Origin of the sequence: Aeromonas sp. sif2416 (assembly GCF_019218665.1) — a bacterium.
Taxonomy (GTDB): domain Bacteria; phylum Pseudomonadota; class Gammaproteobacteria; order Enterobacterales; family Aeromonadaceae; genus Aeromonas; species Aeromonas encheleia.
Genome location: NZ_JAHUXC010000002.1, coordinates 454,025 through 466,042, shown reverse-complemented (window position 1 = coordinate 466,042; position 12,018 = coordinate 454,025). Strand labels below are relative to the sequence as shown.

General features: G+C 63.3%; 13 protein-coding genes. 2 read left to right on the top strand and 11 right to left on the bottom strand.

Features of this window, described 5'->3' with window-relative positions; genetic code table 11:
* Positions 1 to 72: 72 nt before the first annotated feature.
* Both KW821_RS05530 and KW821_RS05525 read right to left on the bottom strand, forming a co-directional pair.
* Entirely contained in the window at positions 73 to 399 is a 327-nt protein-coding gene (locus KW821_RS05530) for a hypothetical protein (RefSeq protein ID WP_218290702.1), read from the bottom strand.
* Positions 396 to 2,384 (bottom strand): reprolysin-like metallopeptidase, encoded by a 1,989-nt coding sequence (locus KW821_RS05525; protein WP_042652573.1) that lies wholly within the window; start codon positions 2,382 to 2,384, stop codon positions 396 to 398. Before KW821_RS05525 ends, KW821_RS05530 begins: the two co-directional genes overlap by 4 nt.
* A 213-nt stretch (positions 2,385 to 2,597) precedes the next feature.
* On the opposite strand from KW821_RS05525, the gene KW821_RS05520 reads away from it, so the two are divergent.
* Positions 2,598 to 3,809 carry an RsmB/NOP family class I SAM-dependent RNA methyltransferase gene (locus KW821_RS05520; protein WP_042652574.1) on the top strand — a complete coding sequence of 404 codons (1,212 nt, stop codon included), beginning with the start codon at positions 2,598 to 2,600 and terminating at the stop codon, positions 3,807 to 3,809.
* Positions 3,810 to 3,874: 65 nt separating this feature from the next.
* On the opposite strand, the gene KW821_RS05515 is transcribed toward KW821_RS05520, so the two are convergent.
* Positions 3,875 to 4,219 (bottom strand): Grx4 family monothiol glutaredoxin, encoded by a 345-nt coding sequence (locus KW821_RS05515; protein ID WP_042652575.1) that lies wholly within the window; start codon positions 4,217 to 4,219, stop codon positions 3,875 to 3,877.
* Positions 4,220 to 4,505: 286 nt separating this feature from the next.
* Here KW821_RS05515 and sodB point away from each other — a divergent pair, with 286 nt between their 5' ends.
* Positions 4,506 to 5,090 carry a superoxide dismutase [Fe] gene (gene sodB, locus KW821_RS05510; protein ID WP_218290701.1) on the top strand — a complete coding sequence of 195 codons (585 nt, stop codon included), beginning with the start codon at positions 4,506 to 4,508 and terminating at the stop codon, positions 5,088 to 5,090.
* A 104-nt stretch (positions 5,091 to 5,194) separates the two neighbouring features.
* Here the strand turns inward: sodB and KW821_RS05505 are convergent, their stop codons facing one another.
* The 8 genes from KW821_RS05505 to KW821_RS05470 all read right to left on the bottom strand — a co-directional run bounded on the left by KW821_RS05505 (position 5,195) and on the right by KW821_RS05470 (position 11,934).
* Positions 5,195 to 6,004, bottom strand: coding sequence for a VacJ family lipoprotein (locus tag KW821_RS05505; protein ID WP_218290700.1), 810 nt, complete (start codon positions 6,002 to 6,004; stop codon positions 5,195 to 5,197).
* A 79-nt stretch (positions 6,005 to 6,083) separates the two neighbouring features.
* Positions 6,084 to 7,364 (bottom strand): c-type cytochrome biogenesis protein CcmI, encoded by a 1,281-nt coding sequence (ccmI, locus tag KW821_RS05500; protein ID WP_218290699.1) that lies wholly within the window; start codon positions 7,362 to 7,364, stop codon positions 6,084 to 6,086.
* A complete protein-coding gene (locus tag KW821_RS05495; protein WP_218290698.1) occupies positions 7,361 to 7,840 on the bottom strand; it encodes a cytochrome c-type biogenesis protein in 480 nt (159 codons plus the stop codon). The genes ccmI and KW821_RS05495 overlap by 4 nt, the downstream gene beginning before the upstream one ends.
* 11 nt (positions 7,841 to 7,851) lie before the next feature.
* A complete protein-coding gene (locus KW821_RS05490; RefSeq protein WP_218290697.1) occupies positions 7,852 to 8,382 on the bottom strand; it encodes a DsbE family thiol:disulfide interchange protein in 531 nt (176 codons plus the stop codon).
* Positions 8,379 to 10,334: a heme lyase CcmF/NrfE family subunit gene (locus KW821_RS05485; RefSeq protein WP_218290696.1), complete on the bottom strand. Its 1,956-nt coding sequence runs from the start codon at positions 10,332 to 10,334 to the stop codon at positions 8,379 to 8,381. The genes KW821_RS05490 and KW821_RS05485 overlap by 4 nt, the downstream gene beginning before the upstream one ends.
* Before the next feature lie 162 nt (positions 10,335 to 10,496).
* Positions 10,497 to 10,988: a cytochrome c maturation protein CcmE gene (ccmE, locus tag KW821_RS05480; RefSeq protein ID WP_042652582.1), complete on the bottom strand. Its 492-nt coding sequence runs from the start codon at positions 10,986 to 10,988 to the stop codon at positions 10,497 to 10,499.
* Positions 10,985 to 11,191 (bottom strand): heme exporter protein CcmD, encoded by a 207-nt coding sequence (ccmD, locus tag KW821_RS05475; protein WP_218290695.1) that lies wholly within the window; start codon positions 11,189 to 11,191, stop codon positions 10,985 to 10,987. The genes ccmE and ccmD overlap by 4 nt, the downstream gene beginning before the upstream one ends.
* Before the next feature lie 2 nt (positions 11,192 to 11,193).
* Positions 11,194 to 11,934, bottom strand: coding sequence for a heme ABC transporter permease (locus tag KW821_RS05470; RefSeq protein WP_218290694.1), 741 nt, complete (start codon positions 11,932 to 11,934; stop codon positions 11,194 to 11,196).
* Between the last annotated feature and the right edge of the window lie 84 nt (positions 11,935 to 12,018).

The window sequence follows — 12,018 nt, the reverse complement described above, 5'->3', positions numbered from 1 at the left end:
CGCAAATGGGAAACCCCAAAAAGCGAAGGGAGGCCTAGGCCTCCCTTGGTTGCGTCATGGCTGGCTGCCACCTCAGTTCGCGGGCACCGCGGCCGGCGGGCAGTGCGCCAGCATGCGCCGGTTGTACTCGGCGGCATAGGCGCTGAGCTTGGCATACGCCTCTTGCTGGTCCGGCTTGATGACATCCCCCAGCCCCTCGAGGTAGCGCACCCCACAGCGCGCCTTGGCCTCCAGCTGCGCCTCCTGCTGTATGCCGGGGGCCACCTCGCCGCGCCCCGCCCGCACGATCAGCCGATAATCCTGCCTGGCGAGGCTGTCATCGAGCGCCTGCTCCAGGGTGCCGGCATCGGCCTGACAGCCCGCGAGCAGCATCAGCGACAGGGCGTAACCGAGCCTCATGCCCGCCTCCGCACCCAGCCCAGCAGGGCCAATGCCAGGGTGCCGAATCCGAGGGAGCCACCGCCACCACCGCCGCCCTCTGCCGCACGCTGGGTCACCGACAGCTTGAGCGGGCTGATGGCGAAGAAGAGGTTGTCACTGCAGGCGACCTTCAGGCGGGCGGTGCCGTCCTCACCGGCGGGGATGGCCACGTTCGCCGACCCCGAGTTGGGCTGGCCGCTGGCCAGCAGGGTCCAGTTCACCCCCTCGTCCCGGGTCATGGAGAGGTCGACCCGGCTGCAGTTGATGGGGGCCTCCCTGGTGCCAGCGACATCCCAGCCGATGGTCTGGTTCTGGCCGGCCGCCAGCGGGGTCACCAGCGGGCTGGTGAGGCGGAAGGCGCTGCCGGTATCGATCACCTGGACCTTCATCTCGTCGCTGGTCACGCCGCCCTTGCCATCCCGCGCCGTGAGCCGGAAGTTGAGATCCCGGTTGGTGGCGGGCCAGGTTTCCCCCTTCGCCAGGGTGTTGGTCAGCAGGGAGGCAAAGCTTGGCAGGGTGCGCTCCGGCAGCGCGGTCGGTGCCACGAAGCGGAACAGCGGGCGGGTGCCGTCGTCTATCATGCTGGCGGCGTTGAAGGACTCGGTGCCCAGATCGATCTGCTCCCAGTTGTAGGTCAGGGGATCGCCATCCAGATCGGCCCCGGCCCCCTTGAGCACGAAGGGGGTGTTGGCCGGGATGACGTAGTCAGCGCCGGCGGCGACCTGGGGCGCGTTGTTGGTGAGGCTAAGCCGGGTGCCGCAGCTGGCCACTGTCCCCATGTGTGCCCGCATCTGCTCGATGGACTTGCTGTGGAAATAGGGCAGGCTGTTGGCCTGCAGGTTCTCTTCCCCGCAGATGCCGGCATAGGCCATGATGGAGCTGCCGCTGCCCGGCTCCCAGGCCTGGCTGGCCTCCCGGTTGCCGCCGCCGCAGCTGCCGCTGGTGCCGTTGAAGGTGTGATCGGCGCCGAACTGGTGGCCGATCTCGTGGGCCACGTAGTCGATGAAGAAGGCATCCCCCTCCGGCGTGGCCGAGCCCGTCATGCCGGCCGATTTCTCCGCCGTGCAGAGCACCCCCAACCCCGCCAGACCACCGCCGCCGGTGTTGACCACGTGGCCGATATCGAAGGGGCCCAGCCCTTTGGCCAGCGCGTCGGCCTGCACCTTCATGTTGACGTCGGTATCGGTCAGGCCTGAACCAGACGGGTCCTCACCATTGAAGAAGGGATCGGTGACGGGATCGGTGAAGATGATGGTGTCGTTGCCGCTGGCGAGCTGGAACTCGGCGGCGACGTCGCGCTGATACACCTCGTTCACCCGGTTGAGCAGGGTGGTGATGGCCGCCAGCCCGCCCTCGACGGTGCCACCGTGATACTGGGTGTACTCCCCCGCGGCCGAGACGGCGATGACGTAGCGCTTGCGCTCGTTGCCCGCCACCAACACCTGACGGGCCAGCTTCCTGGCCTCGCTGCCGATGACCCTGTCCGCCTCCTCATCCAGCCGGCCGTGGGCGTCCTGCTGGTAATAGATGGCGTAGCCTTCACCGTTGCGCAGGGGATCGACGAACACCGTCTTGCCCTGGTGGCTGAACATGGCGTGGAAGCCCTGGGGTCCCAGATCGAAGCGCCCCGTCTCCGCCGGCGCGGCCAGGTTGTGGCCCTTGAAGGTCAAGATGCCGGGATACTTGGCGGCCAAGTCCGCCGGCAGCAGATCATAAGGGCGCAAGGTGAAGCTCACCTCATCGCCGTCCGGCAGGGGCAGAGTCAGCCGGCGTTCACCGACCTGCAGGCCGGCGAAGTAGTCGGCGGGAACCCTGGCGACGCGGTATTGGGTTGCACGCACCTCATAGCCATCCGCCGCACCACCGCGGGCCAGCACGGTGTCCCACTCCTTGGCGGCGAGGCCGCCGGAGGCCATCAGACCGGCCACCATCAGGGCCAGCGGGGAAAATTTCATCACCTGCATCTTTTTTAATTCCTTTTTTGAATGCGTTCGCCCGAACTGCCCCGGCATCATTTTCCTGCTGTGGCGATAAGTCCAGCACCATCCGCTGTACATTCCCCGTATGGGGACGGTTGCGCCAACTCGGTCTAGCCCCTATCATTGCGCGGATTTGTCAGTTTCAGAACCCCAGCCGATCCGGCGTCGGTTCATCTTTATTTGGCCAAGGTTAATCTCATGCTCAAGTCCCCACTGTTGCCCCGTTCCGGGGATCTGGTCGTTGCCATCGTTGACGATGTATTGGCTCAGGGTCTCACCCTGGACAGAGCCTATGCCCGTCACTTCTCCGGCATCGAACTCAAACCGCAAGAACAGGCAAGGATTGCCCTGGTCACCGGCGATCTGCTGCGCCGCCTCAGCCTCTACTGCTTCCTCACCGGCATTCAGGTGCGTCAGGCCGCCAAGAACGTCTGGCCGCTGCTGCACAGCTGGCACGCCTTCCACAAGATAACCCAGTCTAACCATCCCAGCCTGGATCGCTTCAATGAAGAGGCCTTCCGCCGTCGTCTCACCGAGGCCAAGAAGAATCCGGTGCTGATGGATGGTTGCCCGAGCTGGCTGGAGCAGCTGGGCAGCGAGCAGCTGGGCGAGGCCTGGCCTGCCGAGCGGGCCGCCCTGGCCTGGATGCCCAAGCGCTACCTGAGGGTCAACACCCTCAAGGGCACCCGGGAAGAGTTGCAGGCCGTGCTGGCCAAGGAGCACGTCTCCACCATTCCGGTCGAGGGGGTCGCCACCGCGTTGCAGGTTACCACTGACGCCGCCCTGTTCCGCACCAAGGCCTTTGCCGATGGCTGGTTCGAGCAGCAGGATGCGGGCTCCCAGCTGGTCGCCGCCGCCCTCGAGGTCAGCCCCGGCATGCGCGTCATCGATGCCTGCGCCGGTGCCGGTGGCAAGACGCTGCACATCGCCGCCCTGATGAGCGGCAAGGGCCGCCTGCTGGCCATGGACATAGAAGAGTGGAAGCTGGAGAGCCTCAAGCAGCGTGCGCGCCGTGCCGGTGCCCACAACGTGGAGACCCGTGTCATCGAGAGCAGCAAGACCGTCAAGCGCCTGAAAGGCACCGCCGATCGGGTGTTGCTGGACGTGCCCTGCTCCGGCCTCGGCGTGCTCAAGCGCAATCCGGATGCCAAGTGGCGCGACACCGCCGAGCGGTTGCCGGTGTTGGTCGCCCTGCAAGAGGAGATCCTGCAGCGCTACAGCCAGATGGTGAAGGTCGGTGGTCTGCTGGTCTATGCAACCTGCTCCATCCTGCCCCAGGAGAACCGCCAGCAGGTGGACAAGTTCCTGGCCGCCAACGACAACTACCGGCTGCGTGACGATCACACCGTCAGCCCGTCCGAGACCGGCTTCGACGGCTTCTACATGGCGCGCATCGAGCGCATCGGCTGATCCATCGGCCTGAATAAAAAAGGGGGAGCCATTGGCTCCCCCTTTTGCATGATGCTGCTGCGACCTTATTCGGCGACGGCGTCATCCTGCTTGTGCTTGGCGGCCACTTCCTTGATCAGGGTCTGCAGCTCGCCGGCCTGGAACATCTCGATCATGATGTCGCAGCCGCCGACCAGCTCCCCTTCCACCCACAGCTGGGGGAAGGTGGGCCAGTTGGCAAACTTCGGCAACTCGGCGCGGATGTCCGGGTTTTGCAGGATGTCGACGTAAGCAAACGGCTCGCCGCAGGACATCATGGCCTGGGAAGCCTGGGCAGAGAAACCGCAGCTGGGTAGCTTGGGGGAACCCTTCATGTAAAGGATGATGGGATTGTCAGCCAGCTGCTGTTTGATCTTTTCAATAGTTTCCATAGATGCCTCACTAGAGCGATTTCGGCGGCCATTCTACTGCAATCCAGGCAGACCACAAACTGGCAAACCATGGGAAGTGCAAGATAGGGCGGGTCAACAGGCGGCAGCTTGATCCAAGTCATGGCGAGAATCAAGAGTTGTTAGCCCATCTTTGATACTGCTACAATCGACGGGCTTTGGGCCACAGGCCTTATCATTTCAAGAACAATTCTTTTCAAAATAGAAAAGAGTACGCAATGTCTTGCAACCGTCGCTGTCGCACGGTCCAGCCAATGGAGAGTAGAAAATGGCATTCGAACTTCCCGCTCTGCCCTATGCAATCAATGCTCTGGAACCGCACATCTCCCAGGAAACCCTGGAATACCACCATGGCAAGCACCACAACACCTACGTGGTCAACCTGAACAACCTGGTGCCGGGTACCGAGTTTGAAGGCAAGTCTCTGGAAGAGATCATCAAGACCTCCACTGGTGGCATCTTCAATAACGCCGCCCAGATCTGGAACCACACCTTCTACTGGCACAGCCTCTCCCCGAACGGCGGTGGCGAGCCCACTGGCGCCCTGGCCGATGCCATCAACAAGGCGTTCGGCTCCTTCGCCGAGTTCAAGGATGCGTTCACCAAGTCTGCCATCGGCAACTTCGGTTCCAGCTGGACTTGGTTGGTGAAGAAAGCCGACGGCTCCCTGGCCATCGTCAACACCTCCAACGCCGGCTGCCCGCTGACCGAAGCCGGGACCACCCCGCTGCTGACCGTCGACCTGTGGGAGCACGCCTACTACATCGATTTCCGCAACCTGCGTCCGAAGTACATGGAAACCTTCTGGACCCTGGTCAACTGGGAATTCGTGGCCAAGAACCTGGCTGCCTAATCAGCCCCTTCTTGCCAAAACGCCCCGCATCGCGGGGCGTTTTTTATGGCCGGAACACCATAAAAAGGCGCCCGCAGGCGCCTTTTTATGTTCACAACGAGTGATTACTGGTCGATCTCGTCCAGATACTCATCCAGATTGCTGTCGTCTTCCTGCTTCTTCTGCTGCTTCAGCTCAGGCTGGCGACCCGTCACCTTGCCATCGTTGTACTGCAGGTAGAAGTCCTTGGTGAGGGCATAAGGATCGAGCGCGTTGTCGATGATCCGCTCCTGATCGATCAGCTTGGCACGGGTACCCAGCCCATCCAGCGCCCAGTGCACCACCCGCAACGGGAAGGTCAGCAGGGCATAGGGGAAGTAGATGGTATCGATGGTGTCACCCACCAGCTCCCGGGTGGTGGTCGGGCCGTAGACGGGCACCATGATGTAGGCCCCATCCCCGATGTCGGCCTTGCCGAGCACGGTGTCCATCTCCAGCATGTTGCGCTCGAGGCCGGCGTGCTTGGCCACGTCGAAGATCCCGAGCAGACCTATGGTGGTGTTGAGGGTGAAGCGGCCCAGGTTGGTCCCCGCCCCCTTGAGATCACCGGTGATCAGGTGGTTGACCATGCTGCTCGGCTCGTCGAAGTTCTCCACCAGGTTGTCGATGCCATCCTTCATCCCCTGCGGCACATAGCGGGCATAGCCATGCACCACTGGGCGCGCCACATAGGGCTCCAGCACGTCATAGTTGACCGCCCACATGGCTCGGTTGGCGCCCTGGAAAGGATCGCGAGGATCGCTGGCCGTGCTGGTCGCCTCGGGACGGTTCGGGGTTTCTTCGAGATCCAGGCTCTCTGGGCCCGGCTTGGGAGGGCCACCCGCACAGCCCCCCAATAGCAGTGCCACTGCCAATGCTCCTGAACGCAGATACATATGAAAGTCCTAAGCTTTTTATTTTGAATCAGTCTGAATTATAGGCGGCCCGCCCCTCCAGGGGCGGGCCAAGGGAGTATTAGAGGGCGTGATCGATGCGGATGTCAATCGGCGCCGCAGGAATTGAGGTGGTGGGGACGGTTACTGAGACCCCTTCGAAGGCGCCTTCCTTGTTCATGACGTTGCCGCCACGGGAGAGGCGGGCCTTGAACTGCAGCTCGGGATAGCTGGCCAGTTTGCTGCCTTCCAGCATGGCATCGCCGTCACCCAGCGACAGAGTCAGCGGGAAACCGGGGCCGGGAATACGCTTGACCGCGATGGGCATAGGCGGGCCGTTGGGGATCACCGCAAACACAAACAGATGGGCATCCTCCGGCAACTGAATGCCGGGAGCCAGGGTGATGTGCAGCGGGAATTCCCCCTCCTTCACCGCCAGGACCTGGGCCTGCGTCTGAGCATTGCCCTGCTCGCCCTGAGCGGCCGGCGCGGCCATCACCGCGATGCCACGCTGACGCAGCTGCTGCTCGGCATACTCGATGGAGCGCTCCACCATGGTACGGCGAGTCGAGCCTTGCTCCAGCAGCGGCAACATCGCCTGCCAGCGGCTCAGTGCGGTCTGGAAGTCCTCTTTCTGCAGTGCCATGAAGGCGTAGACGGAGCGCGCCTCTATGTTGGCGGGATCCTGGGCGATGGCCGCCTGCAGCAGCTGATCCGCCTGCGCCTCCTCCCCCGTCATCATCAGTGCCTGGGCATAGGGCACCGCCACCATGGCCTTCTGCGGCGCCAGCTCATAGGCCCGCTCCAGCGCCTCGCGCGCCATCTCTGGGTCGTTGCCATCCAGGGTCAGGCGACCCAGCAGCAGCCAGCCACGATAGTCGTCCGGCTCATCCTTGAGGCGGGTGCGCAGGCCTAAGGTGAAGTCCAGCAGATCCTGCTCGGTCACCTCGGCATCGCGCTCCACCAGGATGCGGTTGCTCAGCTCCCCCAGACGGCTGCTGGCATCCTGCCAGCGCTGCACCTCTCGCCAGGCGCCGAGCTGGTAGTAGAGGCCGAGGCTCACCACCACCAGCACCAGCACCCCCGGGATCCAGACCAGACTCTTGCCACCACGGGCGCTCTGCTCCACGTCGGGGATGTCGTCGAGCAGGCTGCGCTGCAGCTCCACCACCGACTCGGACTCCTCGGCCAGTATGCCCTGCTCACGCTCCTCACCGAGCTCCAGCAGGCGCTGGCGATAGAGTTGCTTGTTGAGCGCCGAGCGGCTGATGCTCTGGCTGCCCTCACCGCGCCACAGCGGCAGGATCAGGGCCAGGCTCACCAGCACCAGCAGGGCCGCGATAAGTATCCAAAATGCGGTCATTGTTTCTCTTCCTCTTTGAGCAGGGCGGCCAGCCGGGCCTGCTCCTGTGCGCTCAGGGCGCCCTCGGTCTGTTTGGCGGCAAGGGGACGGCGGCGACTGCGCACCACCACAGTGGTGGCGCCGATGACGATGACCAGCAGCGGGCCTAGCCAGAGGATCAGGGTCGAGGCCATCATGGGCGGGTCATACAGGATGAAGTTGCCGTAGCGGGCCACCATGTAATCCACCACCTCCTGCTTGTCCCTGCCCTCGCGCACCATCTGGTAGGTCTTGTCGCGCAGATCCTTGGCCAGCCCAGCATTGGAGTCGGCGATGTCCTGGTTCTGACACTTGGGGCAACGCAGCTCCTTGGTCAGCTCGCGGAAGGTCTGCTCCTGCGCATCGCTGTCGAAGCTATAGACGTCGATGGCGGCCCGGGCCTGACCGGCACCGAACAGGCCCGCCAGCAGCAACAGAGACGCAATAAGCGTTTTCATCAGGGGCGCCCTCACTTCATGGCATCAAAGATGGGTTTGAGGGTCGAGGCCCAGACATCGGGGTTGATATCCCCCACATGGCGATAGCGGATGATGCCCTGGCTGTCGATGAAGAAGGTCTCGGGTGCGCCGTAGACCCCCAGATCCAGCCCCAGCATGCCATCGGGATCATAGAGGTTGATCTGATAGGGGTTGCCGAGCTCCGCCAACCACTTGATGGCCTTGTCGCGCTCGTCCTTGTAATTCATGCCAACGATATAGATGCCCTGCCCCGCCAGCTGCTTGAGGTAGGTGTGCTCGCCATAGCAGGTCGGGCACCAGGTGGCCCAGACGTTGAGCAGCATGGGGCGCCCCTTGAGGATGCTCCTGTCATGCTGCTTGTTGAGGTCATAGATATCCTGCAGGGTGAACACCGGCACCTCCTTGTCCACCATCACGGATTCGAGCTTGGTGGGGTCGGAATAGAGCCCCTTGAACAGGAACACGGCCCCCAGCAGGAAGATGATGAAGGGCAGCAGAAACAACCAGGTCTTCTTGCTCATGGCTTGGCCTCCTCTTCACGACGGCCGAAACGGTAGCGCTTGTCCAGCATCGCCAGCACGCCGCCGATGGCCATGAAGACGCCGCCGAACCAGATCCAGCGCACGAACGGCTTGTAGTAGATCCGCACCGCCCAGGCGCCGTTGTCGAGCTGCTCGCCGAGCGCCGCATAGAGATCCCGGGTAATGCCGGCGTCGATGGCCGCTTCCGTCATCGGCATGCGGCTCACCTTGTACATCCGCTTCTCGGGCTTGAGCAGGGCGACTTGCTTGCCATCCTTGTGCACCTCCAGCACACCCTTGAAGCCATCGTAGTTGGGGCCGTTCTTTTCGCTGATCCCGGTGAACACGAATTCGTAATCGGCGAATTGCACCCGATCACCGGCCTGCATGCGCAGGTCCTTCTCGATGCTGTAGTTCTGGGTGCAGGCGATGCCGATGATGCTGACCGCCAGCCCCACGTGACCCAGGATCATGGCCCAGTGGCTGTTGCCGAGCCGGCGTACCCCGGTGCTGAAGCTGTGCTTGTGGGTGGCACGCACCCAGGTCTCCTGCACGCTGGTGATGATGATCCAGCTGCCAAGACCTATGCCGAGCGCGGCCCAGGGCTTGAACTCCCCGGCAAACAGCTGCGGCAGCCCGAAGGCGGCGACCAGGCTCAGTCCCAGCGCCAGCACCACCTTGCCCTTGAGCTCACCGAGCTCCTGGCGGCGCCAGCGGAACAGCGGGCCTACCCCCAGCAGCAGGGCGAACGGGATGATCAGCCAGCTGTAGATGTGGTTGAAGAAGGGGGTGCCGATGGAGATGCTGCCGAGCCCCAGCTCCTTGTGTACCAGCGGCAGCAGGGTGCCGAGCAGCACGGTCAACAGTCCGGCCACCAGCAAGATGTTGTTGCCAAGCAGCAGGGTCTCGCGGCTCCACAGCTCATGCTTGCCATGGCTCTTCACCTGGGAACCCTTGAAGGCGAACAGCAGCAAGGAGCTGCCGATCACCGCCAGCAGGAAGCCCAGGATGAACAGGCCGCGGGTCGGATCCGAGGCGAAGGCATGCACCGACACCAGCACGCCGGAGCGCACCAGGAAGGTGCCGAGCAGACTCAGGGAGAAGGCGGACAGCGCCAGCAGCACTGTCCAGGCCTTGAAGGTGGCGCGCTTCTCGCTCACCGCCAGCGAGTGCAGCAGGGCCGTGCCCGCCAGCCAGGGCATGAAGGAGGCGTTTTCCACCGGATCCCAGAACCACCAGCCGCCCCAGCCGAGCTCGTAATAGGCCCACCAGGAGCCCAGCACTATGCCCAAGGTCAGGAAGACCCAGGCCGCCATGGTCCAGGGACGGGACCAGCGCGCCCAGGTGGCGTCCAGCCGTCCCGTCATCAGGGAGGCGATGGCGAAGGCGAAGGCCACCGAGAAGCCCACATAGCCCATGTAGAGCATGGGGGGATGGAAGATGAGCCCAGGATCCTGCAGCAGCGGGTTGAGATCGCGGCCATCCACCGGGAAGTACGGCAGGGTGCGGGTGAAGGGATCCGAGGTGAACAGCACGAAGGCGGTGAAGCCGACCGAGATCAGCCCCAGCACGCCGAGCACCCGCGCCACCGCATCGAGCGGCAGGCTACGGCTGAACAGGGCCACCGCCGCTGTCCAGCCTCCCAGGGTCAGCACCCACAGCAGCAGGGAGCCCTCGTGGGCGCCCCACACTGCCGAGATGCGATAGGCGAGCGGCAGCAGGCTGTTGGAGTTGGTGGCCACATACTGCACCGTGAAGTCGTTGTCGACGAAGGCCCAGGTCAGGCAGAGGAACGACAGCAGCAGCAGCAGGAACTGGGTATAGGCCAGCGGGCGGGCCGCCGACATCATGCCGAGGCGACCCAGCTTGGCGCCGAGCAGCGGGTAGCTCCCCAGCAGCAGGGCGGTGGCAAACGCCAGGATCAGTGCGAATTGCCCCAGTTCAGGGATCATGGCTGACTTCCTTTCAATTGCGCCGCGACCAGAACCGGTGCACAGGCATGAGACGGTGAAAATTGCGCCAATACAGCAGGGATCATGAACGATCTCCTTTCGATGGCGCTGGCCCAGCAAGGGCAGGCTGCGGGGAAGAAGATGGTGCGAGCACTATCGGGATCATTGCTGGGCTCCCTTCAACTGCGCCTCGGTATATTCAGGTTTGAAATGCATGCCATTGGTGGCGTCGGCCACTTCCGGCGGCATGTAGTTCTCATCGTGCTTGGCCAGCACCTCAAACGCGGCCACGGTAGTGGCGTCCTTGAGGGTGCCCTGGGCCACTATGCCCTGCCCCTCGCGGAACAGGTCCGGCAGTATGCCATCGAATTCCACCGTCACCAGATGGCCACCGTTGTCTATCAGCTTGAAGGCCACCTTGAGGCTCTGGGGATCCCGTTGCACCGACCCCGGCACCACCAGCCCGCCGATGCGCAGCCGCTGGCCCTCTTCCGGCTTGATCTTGTCCGGCCCCTTGCCTTCCACCAGCTCGCTCGGGGTGTAGAAGAGATCGATGTTCTGGCTGAGGGCATAGAGCACCAGGCCGATCACGGCGGCGAGGCCGAGGCTTATCGCCAATATGATGGTGAGGCGTTTCTTGCGTCTCGGGGTCATAGGGTGTTCTCCATCTGCTGGGCCGCCTTGCGACGGGCCTCGCGCACCTGCTTGTTACGCATCTCGTTGAGCAGGCTGCGGGTTTTCAACCGGGTGGAAATGACGATGCCGACCAGGCAGAACCCGGTCAGACCGAAGGAGAGCCAGACATAGAAGGCGTAACCGCCCATCGCCATGAAGTCACTGAATGAGGCAAAGTGCATGCTTACTTCTCCTGTCTGGCGATGTCGGCGACCCAGGGGCGCTGCCACTCCCGCATCAGCAGCTCATTGCGGAACCGCATCAGGGTCAGGGCACCGAGGAAGGTGGCAAACGCCAGTATCATGATGAGCAGCGGCCACAGCATCTCGGCCGAGATGGAGGGCTTGTCAAACTTGGTGATGGAGGCGCCCTGGTGCAGGGTGTTCCACCACTCCACCGAGTAGTGAATGATGGGCAGGTTGATCACCCCCACCAGCGCCAGTATGCCGGCGGCGCGTCCCGCCACCACCTTGTCGCTGAAGGCGTTGTAGAGCGCGATGACGCCGAGGTAGAGGAACAGCAGGATCAGCTCAGAGGTGAGACGGGCATCCCAGACCCACCAGGTGCCCCACATGGGCTTGCCCCAGGCGGCACCGGTAAAGAGGGCGATGAAGGTGAACACGGCGCCCACAGGGGCGACGGCGGCCACCGTCATGTCGGCCATGCGCAGTTGCCACACCAGGCCGATGAAGGCCGCGACCGCCATGGTGGAGTAGGCCCCCATGGAGAGGATGGCGGCGGGCACATGGATATAGATGATCCTGAAGGAGTCCCCCTGCTGGTAATCCGCGGGGGCGAACGCCAGTCCCCAGATGGTGCCTATGATGAAGGCGAGCAGGCTGATCACCGCGAACCAGGGCAGCAGGGATCCCGCTAGCCGATAGGCGCGCTCGGGTTTGGCATAAGGGTGCAACCATTTCCACATAGCTCACAGACCTTTCAGTTATTAATTTTATAGTGGCGAGGCCTACCATACCCACTGCCGGGAAACATCATATCCCCCCAAAGC

Coding starts and splice junctions, on each gene's coding strand:
- KW821_RS05530 (WP_218290702.1), bottom strand. CDS start 399: ATGAGGCTCGGTTACGCCCTGTCGCTGATGCTGCTCGCGGGCTGTCAG.
- KW821_RS05525 (WP_042652573.1), bottom strand. CDS start 2,384: ATGCAGGTGATGAAATTTTCCCCGCTGGCCCTGATGGTGGCCGGTCTG.
- KW821_RS05520 (WP_042652574.1), top strand. CDS start 2,598: ATGCTCAAGTCCCCACTGTTGCCCCGTTCCGGGGATCTGGTCGTTGCC.
- KW821_RS05515 (WP_042652575.1), bottom strand. CDS start 4,219: ATGGAAACTATTGAAAAGATCAAACAGCAGCTGGCTGACAATCCCATC.
- sodB (WP_218290701.1), top strand. CDS start 4,506: ATGGCATTCGAACTTCCCGCTCTGCCCTATGCAATCAATGCTCTGGAA.
- KW821_RS05505 (WP_218290700.1), bottom strand. CDS start 6,004: ATGTATCTGCGTTCAGGAGCATTGGCAGTGGCACTGCTATTGGGGGGC.
- ccmI (WP_218290699.1), bottom strand. CDS start 7,364: ATGACCGCATTTTGGATACTTATCGCGGCCCTGCTGGTGCTGGTGAGC.
- KW821_RS05495 (WP_218290698.1), bottom strand. CDS start 7,840: ATGAAAACGCTTATTGCGTCTCTGTTGCTGCTGGCGGGCCTGTTCGGT.
- KW821_RS05490 (WP_218290697.1), bottom strand. CDS start 8,382: ATGAGCAAGAAGACCTGGTTGTTTCTGCTGCCCTTCATCATCTTCCTG.
- KW821_RS05485 (WP_218290696.1), bottom strand. CDS start 10,334: ATGATCCCTGAACTGGGGCAATTCGCACTGATCCTGGCGTTTGCCACC.
- ccmE (WP_042652582.1), bottom strand. CDS start 10,988: ATGACCCCGAGACGCAAGAAACGCCTCACCATCATATTGGCGATAAGC.
- ccmD (WP_218290695.1), bottom strand. CDS start 11,191: ATGCACTTTGCCTCATTCAGTGACTTCATGGCGATGGGCGGTTACGCC.
- KW821_RS05470 (WP_218290694.1), bottom strand. CDS start 11,934: ATGTGGAAATGGTTGCACCCTTATGCCAAACCCGAGCGCGCCTATCGG.